The 18,154-nt window shown below is 47.5% G+C and carries 23 protein-coding genes; 5 read left to right on the forward strand and 18 right to left on the reverse strand.

The annotated features are described in order from the left end of the window. Position 1: 1 nt before the first annotated feature. The 3 genes from JNUCC21_RS17705 to JNUCC21_RS17715 all read right to left on the reverse strand — a co-directional run bounded on the left by JNUCC21_RS17705 (position 2) and on the right by JNUCC21_RS17715 (position 1,400). On the reverse strand, positions 2 to 742 hold the full coding sequence (locus tag JNUCC21_RS17705; protein WP_007409986.1) for a carboxylesterase: 741 nt from the start codon (positions 740 to 742) through the stop codon (positions 2 to 4). Between the two features lie 118 nt (positions 743 to 860). Then, positions 861 to 1,091: a preprotein translocase subunit SecG gene (gene secG, locus JNUCC21_RS17710; RefSeq protein WP_003151681.1), complete on the reverse strand. Its 231-nt coding sequence runs from the start codon at positions 1,089 to 1,091 to the stop codon at positions 861 to 863. A gap of 123 nt (positions 1,092 to 1,214) precedes the next feature. Then, on the reverse strand, positions 1,215 to 1,400 hold the full coding sequence (locus JNUCC21_RS17715; protein WP_087920807.1) for a helix-turn-helix transcriptional regulator: 186 nt from the start codon (positions 1,398 to 1,400) through the stop codon (positions 1,215 to 1,217). A gap of 195 nt (positions 1,401 to 1,595) precedes the next feature. Between JNUCC21_RS17715 and JNUCC21_RS17720 the strand changes: the two genes are divergently transcribed. From JNUCC21_RS17720 to JNUCC21_RS17730, 3 genes are all read left to right on the forward strand, one after another. Continuing rightward, positions 1,596 to 2,006, forward strand: a complete 411-nt coding sequence (locus JNUCC21_RS17720) for a helix-turn-helix domain-containing protein (protein WP_369878376.1) — start codon at positions 1,596 to 1,598, stop codon at positions 2,004 to 2,006. A 24-nt stretch (positions 2,007 to 2,030) separates the two neighbouring features. After that, positions 2,031 to 2,462 carry a helix-turn-helix domain-containing protein gene (locus tag JNUCC21_RS17725; protein ID WP_003151674.1) on the forward strand — a complete coding sequence of 144 codons (432 nt, stop codon included), beginning with the start codon at positions 2,031 to 2,033 and terminating at the stop codon, positions 2,460 to 2,462. 81 nt (positions 2,463 to 2,543) lie between these two features. Beyond that, a complete protein-coding gene (locus tag JNUCC21_RS17730; protein WP_003151672.1) occupies positions 2,544 to 2,861 on the forward strand; it encodes a winged helix-turn-helix transcriptional regulator in 318 nt (105 codons plus the stop codon). 84 nt (positions 2,862 to 2,945) lie between these two features. Here JNUCC21_RS17730 and JNUCC21_RS17735 read toward each other — a convergent pair whose 3' ends face one another. The 9 genes from JNUCC21_RS17735 to JNUCC21_RS17775 all read right to left on the reverse strand — a co-directional run bounded on the left by JNUCC21_RS17735 (position 2,946) and on the right by JNUCC21_RS17775 (position 10,789). Next, positions 2,946 to 4,349, reverse strand: a complete 1,404-nt coding sequence (locus JNUCC21_RS17735; RefSeq protein ID WP_020956352.1) for a HAMP domain-containing sensor histidine kinase — start codon at positions 4,347 to 4,349, stop codon at positions 2,946 to 2,948. After that, a complete protein-coding gene (locus JNUCC21_RS17740) occupies positions 4,340 to 5,002 on the reverse strand; it encodes a response regulator transcription factor (RefSeq protein WP_369878377.1) in 663 nt (220 codons plus the stop codon). The genes JNUCC21_RS17735 and JNUCC21_RS17740 overlap by 10 nt, the downstream gene beginning before the upstream one ends. Before the next feature lie 21 nt (positions 5,003 to 5,023). Beyond that, positions 5,024 to 5,794: a lantibiotic immunity ABC transporter MutG family permease subunit gene (locus tag JNUCC21_RS17745; protein ID WP_369878378.1), complete on the reverse strand. Its 771-nt coding sequence runs from the start codon at positions 5,792 to 5,794 to the stop codon at positions 5,024 to 5,026. After that, positions 5,791 to 6,525, reverse strand: a complete 735-nt coding sequence (locus JNUCC21_RS17750; RefSeq protein WP_369878379.1) for a lantibiotic immunity ABC transporter MutE/EpiE family permease subunit — start codon at positions 6,523 to 6,525, stop codon at positions 5,791 to 5,793. The genes JNUCC21_RS17745 and JNUCC21_RS17750 overlap by 4 nt, the downstream gene beginning before the upstream one ends. After that, positions 6,522 to 7,235, reverse strand: coding sequence for a lantibiotic protection ABC transporter ATP-binding protein (locus JNUCC21_RS17755; protein WP_003151665.1), 714 nt, complete (start codon positions 7,233 to 7,235; stop codon positions 6,522 to 6,524). The genes JNUCC21_RS17750 and JNUCC21_RS17755 overlap by 4 nt, the downstream gene beginning before the upstream one ends. 110 nt (positions 7,236 to 7,345) lie before the next feature. Next, positions 7,346 to 8,023: an ABC transporter permease gene (locus JNUCC21_RS17760; protein WP_040238875.1), complete on the reverse strand. Its 678-nt coding sequence runs from the start codon at positions 8,021 to 8,023 to the stop codon at positions 7,346 to 7,348. An 18-nt stretch (positions 8,024 to 8,041) separates the two neighbouring features. After that, a complete protein-coding gene (locus JNUCC21_RS17765; RefSeq protein ID WP_015240602.1) occupies positions 8,042 to 8,959 on the reverse strand; it encodes an osmoprotectant ABC transporter substrate-binding protein in 918 nt (305 codons plus the stop codon). 14 nt (positions 8,960 to 8,973) lie between these two features. After that, complete coding sequence (locus tag JNUCC21_RS17770; RefSeq protein ID WP_007409977.1) at positions 8,974 to 9,627, reverse strand: ABC transporter permease; 654 nt, start codon at positions 9,625 to 9,627, stop codon at positions 8,974 to 8,976. A gap of 16 nt (positions 9,628 to 9,643) precedes the next feature. Further along, positions 9,644 to 10,789, reverse strand: a complete 1,146-nt coding sequence (locus JNUCC21_RS17775; protein WP_031378328.1) for a betaine/proline/choline family ABC transporter ATP-binding protein — start codon at positions 10,787 to 10,789, stop codon at positions 9,644 to 9,646. Positions 10,790 to 11,074: 285 nt separating this feature from the next. Here JNUCC21_RS17775 and JNUCC21_RS17780 point away from each other — a divergent pair, with 285 nt between their 5' ends. Beyond that, a complete protein-coding gene (locus JNUCC21_RS17780; protein WP_003151660.1) occupies positions 11,075 to 11,608 on the forward strand; it encodes a GbsR/MarR family transcriptional regulator in 534 nt (177 codons plus the stop codon). A 58-nt stretch (positions 11,609 to 11,666) separates the two neighbouring features. Here JNUCC21_RS17780 and JNUCC21_RS17785 read toward each other — a convergent pair. The 5 genes from JNUCC21_RS17785 to opuCA all read right to left on the reverse strand — a co-directional run bounded on the left by JNUCC21_RS17785 (position 11,667) and on the right by opuCA (position 16,366). Further along, positions 11,667 to 12,817 (reverse strand): IS3 family transposase gene (locus tag JNUCC21_RS17785; RefSeq protein WP_369878370.1). Its coding sequence is split into 2 segments (ribosomal slippage): positions 11,667 to 12,544 and positions 12,544 to 12,817, totalling 1,152 coding nucleotides; the frame shifts between segments, so codons are not numbered across the junction. A 112-nt stretch (positions 12,818 to 12,929) separates the two neighbouring features. After that, entirely contained in the window at positions 12,930 to 13,604 is a 675-nt protein-coding gene (opuCD, locus tag JNUCC21_RS17790) for a glycine betaine/carnitine/choline/choline sulfate ABC transporter permease OpuCD (protein ID WP_012118473.1), read from the reverse strand. Positions 13,605 to 13,621: 17 nt separating this feature from the next. Beyond that, complete coding sequence (opuCC, locus tag JNUCC21_RS17795) at positions 13,622 to 14,515, reverse strand: osmoprotectant ABC transporter substrate-binding lipoprotein OpuCC (protein ID WP_369878838.1); 894 nt, start codon at positions 14,513 to 14,515, stop codon at positions 13,622 to 13,624. Positions 14,516 to 14,552: 37 nt separating this feature from the next. Beyond that, positions 14,553 to 15,206 carry an ABC transporter permease gene (locus JNUCC21_RS17800; protein WP_003151654.1) on the reverse strand — a complete coding sequence of 218 codons (654 nt, stop codon included), beginning with the start codon at positions 15,204 to 15,206 and terminating at the stop codon, positions 14,553 to 14,555. Between the two features lie 20 nt (positions 15,207 to 15,226). Further along, the gene (gene opuCA / locus JNUCC21_RS17805) at positions 15,227 to 16,366 is read right to left on the reverse strand and encodes an osmoprotectant ABC transporter ATP-binding protein OpuCA (RefSeq protein ID WP_003151651.1); all 1,140 of its coding nucleotides are present in this window, start codon (positions 16,364 to 16,366) and stop codon (positions 15,227 to 15,229) included. A gap of 260 nt (positions 16,367 to 16,626) precedes the next feature. Between opuCA and JNUCC21_RS17810 the strand changes: the two genes are divergently transcribed. After that, the gene (locus JNUCC21_RS17810) at positions 16,627 to 17,184 is read left to right on the forward strand and encodes a GbsR/MarR family transcriptional regulator (RefSeq protein WP_014418904.1); all 558 of its coding nucleotides are present in this window, start codon (positions 16,627 to 16,629) and stop codon (positions 17,182 to 17,184) included. Positions 17,185 to 17,204: 20 nt separating this feature from the next. On the opposite strand, the gene JNUCC21_RS17815 is transcribed toward JNUCC21_RS17810, so the two are convergent. Then, the gene (locus JNUCC21_RS17815) at positions 17,205 to 17,837 is read right to left on the reverse strand and encodes an NAAT family transporter (RefSeq protein ID WP_007409973.1); all 633 of its coding nucleotides are present in this window, start codon (positions 17,835 to 17,837) and stop codon (positions 17,205 to 17,207) included. Between the last annotated feature and the right edge of the window lie 317 nt (positions 17,838 to 18,154).

Below are 18,154 nucleotides of genomic sequence, written 5' to 3' on the forward strand. Positions count from 1 at the left end.
GTTACCAATCGAGTTTCTCTAAAAATTCGTACACATCCTGATGAACGAGGTCCCGTTCTTTATCGAGCGTAATGACATGACCTGATTCTTCATACCATTTCAGCTGTTTGTCGTCCGTTTCCACCTCGTTGTAAATGATGTTCGCACTTTCTGTATTAATCATATGGTCATGCCGTGCCTGAACCACAAATGTCGGGGAATAGATCATGTCGACGTTTTTGCGCACATCGGCAATCAGCTCCTGAAGCGATTTGAGCGTATTCATCGGTGTTTTTTCAAACTCCTTCATTTCCTTTTCAATCTGCTCCGGCTGTTTTCCTTCGAATTTTTTATAATTGCGCGCGTAGGAGAGAACTCCTTCGTACATAACCTCTTCACTTTTAATGTGCATCGGCGCACACATAGGAACAATTCCCTTTATGGGTACAGTGTAACCCAATTTCAATGAAAAAACCCCGCCAAGCGACAGTCCGCAGGCCGCAATGTTTTCATAGCCTTCAGACCGTAAATATTCATAACCGTCCATGACGTCTTTCCACCAATCTTCAGGCCCTGTATGTACCAGCTCTTCCGGCGGAACGCCGTGCCCTTTATATTGAGGCGCGTGACAAGTGTAGCCGCGCTCATTCAAGTAGCGGCCGAGCATTCTGACGTCTGCCGTATTTCCCGTAAATCCGTGCAGCAGAAGCACCGCTTTGTCTCCGCCTTTAAATGTAAATGGTTTTGGTGTCACAATTTTCATGCTCATAACCCCTTTTTTGCACATTCAATTTAGTTTTCCACAGTTTTGCGAGAAACAAACGCCGTCTCTCAACAAGAAAAAGGCCTGATATTAAATCAGACCTTATACAAACATTGCCTTATACGATATACGCCAGCGAAATCGTCAACACGAAAAACAAGACTGCCAGCACAACGGTTGTGCGGTGAAGAATCAGATCAAGGCCCCTTGCTTTCTGTTTTCCGAAAAGCTGCTCCGCCCCGCCTGAAATTGCACCCGATAAACCGGCGCTTTTGCTGGTTTGAAGCAATACGACAATAATAAGTGCAATACTGACGATGACCAATAAGGTAATCAATAATGTGTGCATCCCATACACCTCCAGACTGACTGGCCTACATTGCTTCTATTTTACATGAAAAACAAAGGCATGTCACGCCGTATCGGTGCACATCATGTCAGAAAAACGGAAATGCGTTTGAATCTTCCATCATCATTGACTTTTGTCAACAAAGTCGTAGTAAAAAAGATCTTCAAATTTCATGTCAAAGTAATAGAGCATTTTTCCGATGACCAGCTGGCCCGGCCTCCGCTCTCCATTCAGTACACGGCTCAGTGTGGCGGGAGATATTCCGATCTCCAGGGCGAGCTGGTTTAACGAGTAGTCATTATTGACCATATACTGCAGCACATAATCTCTTCTGATCTGTATCTTTTCGACCACTTTCTTCACCTTCCGTTCTGTCAAATACTTTCTTTCTTATACATAAGATACGGCTTTTGTTAACTTTTGTCAATACTTTTCCAGCCTGGCTATTCCCTTTAGTCAATAAACATACTAGAATATAAATAGACCGCGGGAGGGGGAGAGACTGTGGAAAGCTTCGGGAAACAATTGCGGATATTGCGGGAAAAAAGGCATCTGACAGTGAACCAGCTGGCAACGTATTCAGGCGTCAGCGCCGCGGGAATCTCGCGGATTGAAAACGGCAAACGCGGGGTGCCGAAACCTGCAACCATTAAAAAGCTCGCAGATGCGTTAAAAATCCCGTATGAGGAACTGATGCAGACGGCGGGATACATAGAGACCGTTCAGGAAACGAGAGCCTCATACGACACGGGCTGCACCTTGCTGGAAAAAGCCGAAACGTATGAGCTGCATGATTTATCCCTATTGGAGCGGGAGAACTGGCGGCACCTGTCGAAAGAAGACTTGGTTCTGCTTGATAAATACTTTGCGTTCTTATCGGCTGAAGCCAAAAAAAGAACAAATGAAGACTCATGACTTTGCACATGTGAGGCGATCTTATTGAACACATTCGGAAAGCAATTAAGAGAGCTGCGCCGCGCCCGGAAGCTTACCGTCAATCAGCTTGCCGTCTATTCCGGCGTCAGCTCGGCGACCATTTCCAGAATTGAAAACGGGCACCGCGGCATTCCTAAACCCGCGACCATCCGAAAATTGGCGGACACATTAAAAATTCCGTACGAGGAGTTAATGGCGCGGGCCGGACACATCAAGGCATTTCAGGAAGAAATCCGCGAAACCTCCGAAAGCTATCAATCCATCTGCGCCATCTATCAGACCGCCGTTGACAGAGGCGCGGAGCATCTGCCGCTGTTTGACAGCAAAAAGTGGCAGCACTTCACAAAAGAAGATATTGAAAGCGTCAGCAAATACTTTGATTTTATCGCGGCTGAAGCGAAAAAGCGCTCCCCGGATTCCTCATCCTCTTTTTGATCCTCTCCTCAACTTAACAAGCGCCAGACGTACGTTCCCTCCGATTTTGCGGTATAATAGCAGAAGACGAGGTGAAAAAGCATGAACCAATCAGAAATGTGCCCCAGATTCGAAAAAGCGGTCGACATCCTAAGTAAACGCTGGGTGGCTCTAATCGTCTTTCAGTTATTGAACGGACAGCAGCGATTTAGCGAAATTGAAGCGGCGCTTCCGAATTTAAGCGGAAGAGTCTTGTCAGAACGTCTGAAAGAACTTGAAACAGAAGGTGTCATCAAACGGGATGTTATCCCCGAAACGCCTGTCCGCATTGAGTATTCTTTAACGGAAAAAGGCTGCGCATTAGCCCCTATTTTAGAGGAAATTTCCAAGTGGTCTTCAACATGGATTGATCCTTCCTGATAAACTCTTTTCCGCATAAGCGGCTGATCTCTCAAACGGACAGCCGTTTTTATTTTTGCTTTTCTTAAACAGAAAAACAAGCCCTCAGGCGTGCAGGGCTTGTTTTTGTCTGACGCCTTCCAGCGGAATTCGAATCTCCGCCCGGGCTCCTCCAGACTCCTGATTTTCAAGTATTAATTCGCCGTGGTGAAGATGTACGACATGATGGGCGAATGTAAGCCCCATGCCGTGATGCCCCGCCGAATGTCTGCTTTTATCCTCCGTGTAAAAAAGCTGTGTCGCTCTTTTCAGCGCTTCCGGCGAGAACCCGCTTCCGCTGTCGGATACGGCGAGATGGAGGGCGGAATCGGTGCACAGGACGTCCACACGGATTTCCCCTCCTTCCGGCGTATAGTCGACGGCATTTGCCGCGATATTCATGACCGCCCTGTGGAGCAGCTCATGATCGATCGGCGCTTCTTTTCTGTCAATTCCCCGTTCGCTGAGGACGAGATCAATCTGTTTCGGCCCCGCAAGCGCCGCCGCGTCACGATATATGTTTTGAATCCACTCTTTGAGGTCGGTATATTCCACATGAACGGCAACTGCCTCCTCCGCTTTAGAAAGCTGGATCAGCTGTCCGACATAATGCTCGATTTTGTTTCCGGCATCCAGAATATACTGCGCATATTCCGCCTGCTCCTCATCAGGCTCTGTTAACTGAAGCAGTTCGGCATTTCCTTTAATGATCGTTGCCGGAATTTTAATATCATGCGCAAGCGCGCCGATTTGTTCTTTCTTTATCCGCTCCGCCTCCCATTGCGCCGCCAGAGATGCCTGAAGCGCGTCTTTCATTTTCAGCAGAGAGTCAATGACATCGTCAAATTCTTTTATACGCGACCTTTTTGGATTGATATTTAAATTCTGTTTTTGAATGCTTGCCGTAATGGAGCTGAGTGTGCTGAAATGCCGTCTCAGCTGATTGGCGAAACGCGTCGTCACAATAAAAACGGTCAAAAGAAGCAAAGTGATCAGAATCGTAAGACCCGTCCATTCATAATTCGGCAGATAGCGCCTTAACAGCGGCGACTGAAATTCCGACCTGAGTGAATATTGGAGAACGCCGTATTCATCTTTCCGATTTATCACCATGAATCCTTTTTGAGCATAATTAAAATACGGCTGATGCTGAATCTTTTTTCTCGCGTTGGCCGCATCTTGTTCCGTCATCGTTCCTTTTGTCATCCGCTTTGTTTTTTTATCAAAAACGGCGTATGTCATACCTGCGGGGATCATGTCTTCTGTTATCTTTTCCGCTGATTTCAGGCGGGGTTTGATCTGTTCCGCCTCATGCTCGCTGTAGTTTGCGGGCAGGATCGCTCCGGCATTCATAGCAATGGCATTTAAGGCGACACATAATGCCGCCACCCCCATCGTGCTCAGACACAGTGTGATCGTAAATTTGACAAGCTCTTTGCGGATGCTGGATTTTCCTTTTGCTATTCCCATTTGTATCCGACACCCCACACCGTTTTGATCGGATCAGCCCCGTGTTCTTTACATTTTTTCCGGATGGTTCTGATAAACTCCGTAATGGTTGAATAGAGCGCATCGCCGTCCAAGCCGTACACTTCCTCGTAAATCTGCTCCCGTGAGAATGTTCTGTTTTTATGCTGTGCCAGACATTCAACGATTTTATATTCGTTTTTCGTAAGAGGCAGTTTCCGGTCATCCATCCATACTTCTTTATTGTCAAAATCAAACATGAAGCCTGATATCAGCCGTTTCGTCTGATGCTTTTCCCGCCGTTCCCTTCTGACATGCGCGTTTACCCTTGCCATCAATTCCTGTACGCCGAACGGCTTTGTGATGTAATCATCAGCGCCTGTCATGAGGCCTTTCACAATGGATTCTTCGTCAGACTTTGCCGTTAAAAACAGGATCGGGCTGTCCACCAGCGGCCGAATCCGCCGGCAGAGTTCAATCCCGTCCGTTCCGGGCATCATGACATCAAGAAGAATCAAATCATAGCCTTGAAATAAATCCAATGACTGATCCTCCGCTTTTTCCAGAATCGTTACTGTATGCTGATCACGCTGTAAAATGTTTCTGATCAGAACGAGAATATCTTTTTCATCATCAATTGCTAAAATGTTTGCCACCGGCCGAATCGCTCCTTGCCTTTATTCATATGAACGCCGCCCTTCCCATCTTCTGCACCAATAGAGGCCGGCCAGACATAATATCACTATAGAAAAATATAACATTATTTCTCCGAATCTCATATCGTATCTTACATAAGGGAGGAACTCTTTTTTGACTTTGTCAAAATGCAGCAGTCCTGCAAGGCCTGAAAGCCGTACGCTCCATGCCCACGGGAAAAAACGCCAGATGGTATCGCCAAGTCCCGTATTCATGAGCGCCGCCATTAATAATCCCGCACCCCCTAAAAGCCCGGACGGTCCCATGCCGTACTTTATGCCGACAAAAAAAGACATCATATAAAGCGGAATACTGCCGGCAATCAGCCACGCCCCTCCTTTTAAAAAGAGAAGATACGGGAGATCATTGATGTGAAGAACAAATTTCAACCCCGCCAAATAAAGACAGATGGCGAGACCTGCCGATAACACATTCAATAGGAGCAGCAGAAGCAGCTTGCCCGCAAAACTGACGATTTTAGAATGCGGAACCGCCAGCATCATCTGAAAATGGCCCGCCTGTTCCTCGACAGAGGCTGACATGCCGCAGACAATACTGATGATCAGAGGGTATAAAACGGCAATCGCGCTGAAAAAGACGCTGTACAGCATATAAGACTCCTGAACCCTTCCATACATATATAACAGGAAAAATCCCGCGCATAAAACCGGCGCCGCAGCATGCATCCATATGAGCGGCGTGCGCTTCATTTTTAATACATCGGCCCACATATATCGTAAAAGCACGGTCATGACCGGTTTCCTCCTTTTGAAAATGACACTGCGGAAACAAAACTTATTGCGATAAAAGAAAGAATAGAAAGAATAATAGCCGGAATGATCACGTTTCCGTTTAATAAGCCGCTGTTTGCGGGAAGCGGAATTCCGTTCGGGTGGATCCCAAGAATCGGTGACATCATTCGGACTGACCAGCTCCACGGACTCAGCCACCACAATGAACCGGACGCCGGCACAATACCCAAAACAAAAGCGGCGATCATATTCGCGAGAATGACTGCCGTAAATCCGAACTGTCTGGCAATCCATAAGCACAATGGGATTTCCCAAAGCGTCGTCAGCCACAAAAGGGAGCTTGCTTCAATACCTTTCAGCTGAACCGCAGCAATTGCCGGAAACACAAGGCCAAGCAAAAACACGATGACTAAAAAGACGATTTGCGACAGGAGTGAATACAGCGCGATCAAGCTTATTTTTGAACACCAAATGCTCTTCAAGTCTGCCGGCAATGAGTACACCGCGCGGTCATTCGCTGATTTTTTCTCTTTTTTAACAGATAAACCGCACATTAGAGCAATCATGAGCGGCATGAAAATAACCGCCCACCAATTGAACGTGCCCGTCATAAAATAGGCGGCATTCAGCAGAAAAGAAAAAGCCGTGTTCAGAAGCGGGATCAGAATGATCAGCTTTCTGATAAATGTTCTTTTAGATGTAAGATGTTCCGCCTGCATGTACTGAATCATTTCCCAGTCCCCGCTTTCTCCCGTGTTGATTTGACAACCTCCAGAAACAGCCGCTCCAGATCGTCTTCCCGGCTGATTTCTCCCTGATATCCTAAAACGCCGTCACTGATGATTCCGATATGGTCTGCGATCTGCTCGACTTCTGATAACAGGTGGCTTGATAAAATCACCGTCATTCCCTGTCCGGGCAGGGAGCGGATAAATTCCCGCAAATCCTGAATCCCCATCGGGTCCAATCCGTTTGTCGGCTCATCAAGAATTAAGAGCGACGGACGGTTTAATAATGCTAACGCAATGCCGAGACGCTGCTTCATTCCCATAGAAAATTGTCCGGCGCGCTTTTTTCCAGTTCCCGTTAATCCCGTGATTTCCAGGACTTCCGCAATTCTTGAATCAGGCAGTCCGAGCATCACGCAGCGGACTTTCAGATTTTCAGCGGCTGTCAGGTTGCTGTAAAGCGGCGGCGCTTCAATCAGGGAACCGATGCTTTTCAAATCTTCGCGCTTCCATGTATGTCCGTCGAACAGAACCTCGCCGGATGTTTGCTGCAGCATGCCGGTCAATATTTTAAGTGTCGTTGATTTTCCCGCGCCGTTCGGACCGAGCAGGCCGTATATACTGTTGCGTTTTACTGATAGAGACACATCAGCCACTGCCTGTTGTCTGCCGAATGATTTTTGCAGCTGTCTCGTTTCTATGATGTTGCTCATTTGATTACCCCTCTGCTTTGTTATTTGATAAGTAAGACTTTACAGCGCAGTTATCAAAATTTAATCAAGAAATCAAAAAAAAGCATCCTTCACGCGGAAGAATGCTTTTTTCATGAGGCTGAGCGTACGATCAGCTTTCTTTTTTGTTTTTTCACCGGGCTGAGGGCTCGTTCCAGCCACGCCATCAGCAGGTCTGCGGCTACCGCCATCAGCGCGGTCGGGATGGCGCCCGCCAAAATAATGGCGGTTCCGTTTGTCGCGTTCGACCCTCTGACGATCATATCGCCGAGGCCGCCCGCCCCGACGAAGGTGCCGATCGCCGTGATGCCGATCGCAATGACGAGCGCCGTTCGGAGACCCGCCATAATGACGGAAAGCGCAAGCGGCAGCTCCACCATACGAAGGATTTGGTATTTCGTCATGCCCATCGCTTTTCCCGACTCGAGATAAGCGTGCTCGATATTGATAATGCCCGTGTGCGTATTTCTGAGAATCGGCAGCAGTGAATACAAAAACAAAGCCGTGATGACCGTATTGGCGCCGAGTCCCATGACGAGCATCAGGACGGCGAGCATCGCAAGCGCCGGAACGGTTTGAATCACGTTCGCCACAGCAAACACCCAGCCGGCGAGACGCCCGTGCCTTGCTGTCACAATTCCGGCCGGAATGGCGAGAATGGCGGCGAAAACGACGCCGTACGCCGACATGAGAAAGTGCCGCCAGCACTCATACAGAACATAACTGCCGTTTTGAGCATAATACGTAAACAGCTCCTTCATCGTGTCCATCCGCACATCTCCTTTCCGTTATTCAAAGTAATGATGTTTTTCTAAATATTCCTTGGCCACGACGGACGGCTCTTTTAATCGGCCGTCAACTTCGTAATTCATTTTCTGCATCATCTTTGTATCAATCGCGCCGATCATTTTATTGATCACGCCCTCCAGTTCGGGATGCTCTTTTAATACTTGATCCGGAACAACGGGTGAACAGTCATACGGAGGAAAGAACCGCTTATCATCCTTCAACGTTTTCAGTCCGTAAGCGATGATTCTTCCGTCGGTGGAATAAGCGAGCGCGATATCCATCTTTCTGCTTTTCAGCGCGTCGTAAACAAGGCCGATCTGCATCGGATACGTGCCTTCAAATGACATTCCGTATGTGTTCATAAAATCCTGATATCCGTTGCCTCTCAGCTTCATCCAATAGTTATCGACGCCGAATTTCAGATGAGACGCTTCTTTTTTGACATCGGATACCGATTCTAAATGGTACTTGCGGGCAAGCTGTCCGGAAACGGTAAAGACGTATGTATTATCAAAGCCGTAAGAATCAAACCATTTCATGTCATATCTGTTTTGAAATTCACGCTGAACGAGCCGCAGCGCTTTGTCCGGGTCTTTTTCCGGCTCCATGCGAAGCGTCCCGGTCAGCGCGTCTCCTGTATAGCGCGTCGCGGCGATATCAATATCACCGTTTATCAAGGATTGCTGCTGTACGGCATTGGAGCCGAGATTTTTAATAACCGTTGTCTTCAACCCGCTATGATGTTCGATCATCTGTCCGAGCATGCTCGCGATGATTTCTGATTCGGTCATGCTTTGCGCACCGATTTTGATGGTATCCTCCGACGCGGCGCTCAATCCCGGGAGCGAACAGCCGCCAAGGAGCAGCATGCCGATACAGGCGATTGCGAGCAGCCGTTTTTTGCATCTATTCCCCATGAGAGACCTCCTCCTTATGAAGCGTCCTTTATGCTTTTCAGCCCGTCAGGCGTGACTTTCCGTTCTGTCATCCCCAGCATGTAATCGACGGCTGCCGCCAGCACTGTGACCGGAACGGCGCCTGCGATAATATACTCCGGCTGATAAAGGTTTAAGCCGATAAAAATGTAATCTCCCAGCCCGCCTCCGCCGATAAAGGAGGCGAGCGTCGCCCAGCCGATTAAATAAATCGAAGACGTCCTGATGCCCGCCATGATGACCGGAGCGGCAAGCGGGAGCTCTACAAGCCTGATCTGCTCCCATGCCGTCATGCCGATTCCTTTTCCCGATTCCAAAAGATGCCGATTGACGCCGAGAATCCCCGTATACGTGTTTCTGAGAATCGGCAGCATCGAATAGAAAAACAGCGCCGCAACGGCCGGGATCTTTCCTACGCCTAAAAGCGGAATAAAAAACGCAAGAATGGCAAGGCTCGGCAAGGTTTGAATGATGTTGACGATGCCGATGACGGCGCCGGCTCCTCTTTTCATCCTCGTCAGCAGGACGCCGAGCGGAACGGCGGCGAGAATGCCCGCCATGACGGCGATTAATGAGATGTACAGATGCTCCCATGTTTTATAAAGCATCTCTCCTCCATTTGCCTGTAAAAATTGCACGGTCTGATTCATATCAATTGAAGCCTCCTCATGACATCACCGCGAGCTGATTCTCTTCTCCCCAGATGGAGTCATAGACGATGTCAACGAGGCTTGCCCTTGTCACGATTCCCGTTAGCCGGCCGGCTTCATCAAGGACCGGCACAAATTTCATGCCTCTTTTTAAAATTTTATGGACGGCGTCGCGGAGCAGAGTGCCGCTTCTGACCGTGTACAGATCCCGGTCAAGCACTTCCGCGACGGTTACCGCTTGTCTTCGTTTGCGGTCAATCATCTCCACATCGACATAACCTTGGAGAACGTTCTTTTCATCAATGACGAGCAGCGAATCCACCCGCTCGGCACGCATCAGCTGAATGGCGGCTGACAGTGTTTTCTCAGGTGTTACCGTCACGGGATCGGGATTCATGATCTGCTCCACCCGTTCAATATCAGGGCTGGATGATTGGATCAGCCGTTCCTTGCCGATAAACTCCTCAACAAATTCATTCGCCGGAAATCTGAGAATCTCATCAGGCGTTCCGGCCTGGACGATTTCTCCCGCTTTCAGAATGACGATTCTGTCCGCAAGCTTGATGGCTTCGTCCATATCATGGGTAACAAATACGATGGTTTTATGTAAGGTTTTTTGCAGTTTTTTAAATTCTTCCTGAAGGGAATCTCTCGTAATCGGGTCAAGCGCCCCGAACGGTTCATCCATTAAGATGAGCGGCGGCTCTGCGGCAAGTGCCCGTAATACACCTATTCGCTGCTGCTGTCCTCCGCTCAGTTCATGAGGGTAACGGTCTAAATATTCAGGCCCCATATCAACGAGCTTTAAAAGCTCCCGCGCCCGTTCCTTCCGTTTTTCGGCAGGATGCTTTAAAAGCTTCGGAACGAGCGTAATGTTCTGCTGAATGGTCATATGCGGAAACAGCCCGATCTGCTGGATGACATAGCCGATGCTTCTTCTGAGTTCCACCGGGTCTTGTTCCATAATGTTTCGGCCTTCTATCAGGATTCTGCCTTCTGTCGGTTCAATTAAGCGGTTGATCATTTTCATCGTCGTCGTTTTGCCGCAGCCGCTCGGCCCGATAAAACAAATAAATTCGCCTTTGGCGATATTCAGGTTGATGCTGTTGACGGCTTTTTTCCCGCCTTTATACATTTTCGAGACATTTTCTAATGTCAGCAAACACTCACACCTCCACGATTAAGTTTATTCAATTCGTTAAATTCAAATTTAACTTTTCAGACAATTGAACGTTTTCCATTATAAATTAAACTTTGTAAATTAAAAAGTTTACAATTTGTCCATATTATATATAAAGGTTGTGTAAGCACTGATTAACCCGTATTGACCGGCAAAGTTCTTCTTATTGCTCCGGATTACTGCCAAATTCTCTCGGAAGAGCATTTCCGCCGGTTTAAAAATGTGGTATATTGACATCGGAATTGCTGACTGAAAGGATTGAAACTGTTGGAGAAAGATCCGTTACACGTAATCGAACAAGCTGAAGATCATTTGATAGAACGAATCGCTGAAAATATGCATACATTCGGAATGCCGGCGACGGTGGGGCGCATTTTAGGCATTATTTATATGAACCGCAAGCCGATGACCTTAACTGAATTATCAGAAGCGACCGGCATGAGCAAGACGAGAATGAGCCAGGCGGTCCGTGAAATGCTTGACGTCAATCTGGCGGAAAAAGTGTTTGAAAAAGGCGTCCGCAAAGATTTATACGACGTCGAGCAGGATTATTACCAAACCTTTATTACGCTGTTTACGGCCACATGGAGCAAGGTCGTCAGCAAAAATAAAATGATGCATAAAAAGCTGAACCGCGAACTGACAGCCGTCCTTGAAAACGGCGTGCCGGAAGAAGCTGAGGAAAAAATCAACGAACTGCTGAAAGAATTAAAGGATTGGCTTGATTACTACAACTGGATCAGCCGTCTGATCGAGTTTTTTGAAAGCGAAGAAATTTTCAAGCATGTTCCGAAGCCATAAGAAAAAAACGCCCTGACCGGGACTGACCCCCGTTTTTGAGACAGGGATCAAAACACCTTTAAGCAGCCAGCTGTCGGTATGTGACCGGCGGCTGGTTGTTTAGTTTCGTTTGAATACGAATGTTGTTATAATAGTATATATAGGTTTCGACAGTTTGCTCTACGATGGTCGTCGTAGTGCTTTCCAACCTGTCGAGGTAGAACGTTTCAGACTTTAGTGAGGAATGAAACGATTCGATGGAGGCATTATCAGCGGGTGTCCCTTTACGGGACATGCTCATGGTAATGCCTTTTGTTTTAACAGCTTTCTGATACTCATAAGATGTATAAACAGAACCTTGGTCACTATGTAACACGCAGTTCTCTGGCAGTACGGGCAGCTGATCAAGTGTGTCTAAGACAAAGGCTGTGTCCTGCTTATCCCCAATAGTAAAAGCAATCACTTCTCCATTGTATAAATCTAATATACTGGAAAGGTACAATTGTTTCTGTCCATAAGGCAAATATGTGATGTCCGTTACTAGTTTTTCAAGAGGACGATCAGACTGAAAGTTCCGATCCAATATATTATCGACCACGGCATATGGCTGCCCATCCTTCTTGCGCTTTTTCACCTTAACCCGGCACTGCCATTGATTTTTCTGCATAATACGTTGAACCGTTTTATGGTTAATACACATTCTCTTTTTTAGTATGGCTGTGATTTTTCGATATCCATATCGATACTTGTGCTCTCGGCACAACGTGCCGATTTGTTTTTCCAAATGGCGCTTGGGATGATCCTTCATCACATTCTTCTTCCAACGATAATAAGACGCTCGAGAGATACCTAAATGAATACAGATATCCTGTACGGTCATTGTGCTGTGCAATATTTCTACAAGTTCGACTGACGTTTCGCTATCAACTTCCTTTCCAATTCGTTGTACTTTTTTAAAACTTCATTCTGTTGTCTCAGGTAACGAATCTCTGCCTGCAGTTTCTCTAAATCGGAAGAATACTCCGGACCTTTTCCATAAGAATATTGCTTTCCGACAGGTTGTTCGAATCGATGTGTGTCCCCAGCTTTATACCACCTGACCCATGTCTGCACCTGCGTCTTATTCTTTATATTCAATTCCTGCAGGATCTCTTTCATAGGTACGCCTGCCAATCTCATTTCTACAGCCTTCTGTTTCACTTCAACCGGATAACTCACTCTTGTCCCCATAGAAAAAACACCTCCAAGTCTAATTTCGGATAACAATCATCCGTATTCAAACTTGAAGGTGTTTTTATTTGTCTCATCTTATGGGGTCAGTCCCACCCGCAAGGCGTTTTTTTCATGCCGCATTCGGCGCTTTGGTTCGTTTTTTCTTTCTCACCGGACTCAGCGCCCGCTCCAGCCATGCCATCACAAGATCTGCGATAACGGCCATCAGCGCTGTCGGAATGGCGCCGGCCAAAATAATCGCGGTTCCGTTCGTGGCGTTTGAGCCCCTGACAATGATGTCACCGAGCCCGCCCGCGCCGACAAACGTACCGATTGCCGTAATGCCGATCGCGATGACGAGCGCCGTCCGCAGCCCCGCCATGATGACGGAAAGCGCAAGCGGCAGCTCCACCATGCGGAGCACCTGAAATTTGGTCATGCCCATCGCTTTTCCCGATTCAAGATAAGCGTGTTCAATACTGGCGATTCCCGTGTACGTATTCCGGATGATCGGAAGAAGCGAATATAAAAACAGCGACAATATCACCGTATTGGCGCCGAGCCCCATGACGAGCATCAGCACCGCAAGCATCGCAAGCGCCGGCACGGTCTGAATCACGTTTGTCACCGCGAATACCCAGCCGCTTAATGTTCTGTGCCTGGCAATGAAGATGCCGAGCGGGACACCGACGATCGCCGCAAATAAAACGCCGTATACCGACATGAGAAAATGGCGGTAAAACTCCTGAAGCACATAGGCGCCGTTTTGAGAATAATAAGTGCCGAGCTGCTGCAGCACTTCCATTTGCCCCACCTCATTTCTTATTCAAAATAATGATGTTTCTCCAAAAATTCTTTAGCGACGACGGACGGTTCTTTCAGCTTGCCATCCACCTCGTAATTCAATTCCTGCATCGTTTCCGTATCGATTTTGCCGATCAGTTTATTCACAATGCCCTTCAGTTCAGGATGCTGCTTCAGCACGCTGTCGGGAATGACCGGCGAACAGTCATACGGCGGGAAAAATTGCTTGTCGTCTTTTAAAATTTTCAGATCGTACGCTTTAATCCGTCCGTCCGTTGAATAAGCGAGGACGGCGTCCATTTTCCCGTTTTTCACGGCATCGTATACAAGTCCGATCTGCATCGGATAGGTTGTGCCGAATTCAAAACCGTACGTGTCGGTAAAGCCTTTATAGCCGTCACCTTTTCTTTTCAGCCACGCATTGTCTACACCGAGCTTAAATTGATCCGCATGCTTCTTAATATCGGACACTTTGTCTAAATGGTCTTTTTCCGCAAGCTCTTTCGTGACGGTAAAAGCGTATGTGTTCTCAAATCCGTAAGAATCAAACCATTTGTAATGGAAGCGTTTCTCAAATTCTTTCTGTACGATGGATAATGCTTTTTTCGGGTCTTTTTCCGCTTCCATGCCGAGAGTGCTCGTTAAATCCGTTCCCGAGTAGCGCGTCGCGGCGATATCGATTTCACCGCCGAGCATCGCCTGCTGCTGGACATAGTTCGATCCGAGGTTTTTAATTAATGCCGTATTCAAGTCTGTATTGTGTTCAATCATCTGTGCGAGCATATTGGCGATAATTTCTGATTCCGTCATGCTTTGCGCCCCGATTTTAATCGTATCATCGGAAGCCCCGCTCAGGCCGGGAAGGGAACAGCCGCCTAGAAGCAGAGCAGCTGACAGCGCCAGTCCGCACATCCATCTCTTTTGGTTTCTTTTCACAACAGCCAACTCCTTATGATACTTCCTTCAGTCCTTTCAGCCCTTTCGGCGTCACCTTCCGTTCCGTCGCCGCCAGCAGATAATCAATGATAATGGCTAAAATGGTGACCGGCACGGCGCCGCCGATAATATATTCAGGCTGATAGAGATTCAGGCCGATAAAAATATAGTCTCCGAGCCCGCCGCCCCCGATAAAGGAAGCAAGCGTCGCCCAGCCGATCAGATAAATGGTGGATGTGCGGATGCCCGCCATGATCACCGGAACCGCAAGCGGCAGTTCCACAAGCCTGATCTGCTCCCAGACCGTCATGCCGATGCCTTTTCCCGATTCCAGCAGATTTTTGTTTACGCCTTGAATGCCGGTATACGTGTTCCGGAGAATCGGCAGCACCGAATAGAAAAACAGCGCGACGATCGCGGGCACCTTTCCCACGCCTAACAGCGGGATAAAAAACGCCAGTATCGCGAGACTCGGCAAGGTCTGCACAATGTTGACGGCGCCGATGACGGCGCCTGCGCCCTTTTTCATTCTCGTCAGCGCCACTCCGAGCGGAACGGCGACGACAATGCCTAATATGACGGCGATGATCGAAATGTATAAATGCTCCCACGTTTTATATAACAGTTCTCCGCCGTTCGTCTGCAAAAACTTAATCATTTCATTCATTGTAAGCGTTCCTCCCCTTGTCAGCCTGTCACCAGCTGGTCTTCCTCGCCCCAGATTGAATCGTAAACGATGTCGACAAGGCTCGCTCTCGTGACAATTCCGACTAAATGCCTTTGTTCATCAACGACGGGTACATATTTCATTCCGCGCTTTAAAATTTTGCGTACGGTATCGCGCAGCAGTGTCCCCTGCTCGACCGTATACAGATCAGAGCGGAGCACGTCGCCGACGAGGCTCGCTTTTTTCCGGTTCTGATCAATGATTTCGACATCCACATATCCTTGGAGCACATTCAGGTCATCAACGACAAGCAGGGAATCGACACGGTGTTCCCGCATCACCTGTATCGCCTGCGAAAGCGTTTTGTCCGCCGTAACGGTGACAGGTTTTTTGTTCATCATCTGCTCGACGCGTTCAATATCCGGTCTTGATTGCAATAACCGTTCTTTGCCGATAAATTCTTCAACAAACTCATTAGCCGGATTCCTGAGGATGTCATCAGGAGTGCCGGCCTGAACGATCTCTCCCGCTTTTAAAATGACGATCCGGTCAGCCAGCTTAATGGCTTCATCCATATCGTGGGTTACAAACACAATCGTTTTATTCAATGTTCTTTGCAGTTTTTTGAATTCTTCCTGAAGGGAATCCCGCGTAATCGGGTCAAGCGCTCCGAACGGTTCATCCATGAGAATAAGGGGAGGTTCCGCTGCAAGGGCGCGCAGCACGCCGATTCTCTGCTGCTGTCCCCCGCTCAGCTCGTGAGGATAGCGGTCTAAATATTCCGGGCCCATATCGACGAGCTTCAAAAGCTCCCGCGCCCGTTCCTTCCGCTTTTGTTCCGGCCATTTCAGCAGTTTCGGCACGAGGGAAATGTTCTGCTGAATGGTCATATGAGGGAAAAGTCCGATCTGCTGAATGACGTAGCCGATTTTCCGTCTCAGCTCCACCGGGTCCTGCTCCATAATGTTTTCGCCATCGATAAAAATCTTTCCGGATGACGGCTCAATCAGTCTGTTAATCATTTTCATCGTCGTCGTTTTTCCGCAGCCGCTCGGCCCGATAAAACAAATAAACTCGCCTTTTTCGATATTTAAATCAATGCTGTTGACAGCTTTTTTTCCGCCTTTATAGACTTTCGATACATTTTCTAATCTCAGCAATCCGCGCACCTCCGAAGGGTTCCGTTATTTTTCTGAAAAGTATAATCTTTATTATAAGATGAAATTTGTAAAATAAAAAGTTTACAATGTGTTGAAATTATATACAATATACGTATTTTTTCATGTTATCCCGCTGACAATGCGGATGTTCTTACAATCGCTCCCGATAGCTCGCATATCCTGCCGCATCATCTTTTTCATCAACTGTAAAAAATATGATATATTGTCAGCATGAAAAGCCAGTGAAGGGATGATCAGCCGTGGAAAAAAACGCTCTTGATATCATCGGGCATGCTGAAGAGCATCTCATTGAGAGAATCGCCGAGAATATGCATACATTCGGAATGCCGGCCACACTGGGACGTGTGCTCGGTATTATTTATATGAACCGCAAGCCGATGACGTTAAATGAGCTGTCAGAGGCGACCGGGATGAGCAAAACGAGGATGAGCCAGGTGGTCCGCGAAATGACCGATGCCAATCTGGCTGAAAAAGTGTTTGAAAAAGGCGTTCGGAAAGACCTTTACGACGTTGAGCGTGATTATTACCAGACGTTTATCTCCCTGTTTACGGCAAATTGGACAAAGGCGGTCAGCAAAAACAAAATGCTCTATAAAAAGCTGAACCGCGAGCTGACTGAGCTTCTGGAATCGGAAAATCTCAGTCCCGATATTGAAGAAAAAGCCCGTCAGCTTTTGGATGAACTGACGGATTGGCTCCATTATTATGACTGGCTGAGCCGTTTGATAGAATTTTTTGAGAGTGAAGAAGTGTTTCAGCATGTGCCGAAAATAGAAAAAAGCAGCACCCGAAGATAACCGGGCGCTGCTTTTTTAAGTCAGGAAACCAATATCGGGAACATGCCTTTCAGACCGGCGCCGATCATGCCGATGGCCACCACCGCCAAAATCAGCCCCATCAGCCGGGTAATGACGTTCATTTCGGTTTTCCCGAGCTTATTGCTGATGAAAGATGAATAGTGAAAGAAGATGAACGTCATCGCGATGACGGCCGCAATGCCGATAAGCACGCTGATGTAATGGAAGATGCCGCCATGGCCGGCCGACAGACTCATCACCGTCGCGATCGTACCGGGTCCGGCGATAATCGGAATCGACAAAGGCGTCACAGATATATCGGCTTTCTCCTTGCTCTCCCCTTTCTCTTCATGATGGAGAGACTGTACATGAGATTTCTTCGCGTTCAGAAGATTATAAGCGATGCCGAAAATAAAAATGCCGCCCGCGATACGTAAGGCATGAATGTTAATGTCAAACAGTTTAAAGATCAGATGGCCGAAGATTAAAAAAGCCGCCAAGATGATAAACGACAGCACGGAAGCCTTGCGCGCGATCGCTGTCCGTTCTTTCTCCGAGTACCCTTCCGTCAGTGAAAGAAAAATCGGCACGTTTCCGATGGGATTGGAGACTGCAAACAGTGAAATGAAGACATGAATGATGAATGAAAACATGCGTACCTCCTTATGACTTGCCGTTATTGAGTTATGTTTTGTTCTCCGCTGTTTCTTATGCATGGTTTTTACCCCGGGGTCTGCTTTTTATAACCTCAGCCGGACAATCCGGAAACAGAAAAAACCGTCCTTGTAAGGACGGTTTTTTCTGTTTGCTATCTCCATAAGCCTTTTCCGAATTTCAACAGCCGATAAAGCATTTTCAATTTTTTTAGCATGCGTTAATTTCCTTTTTCACTCTGAATCAATGCGCCGAGAGACATGATATCTATCAGCTCCAATAAAATTCTACCATAAAGGGTACTTTTTCTCTATTA

It is taken from the genome of Bacillus sp. JNUCC-21 (assembly GCF_041222765.1).
Taxonomy (GTDB): domain Bacteria; phylum Bacillota; class Bacilli; order Bacillales; family Bacillaceae; genus Bacillus; species Bacillus velezensis.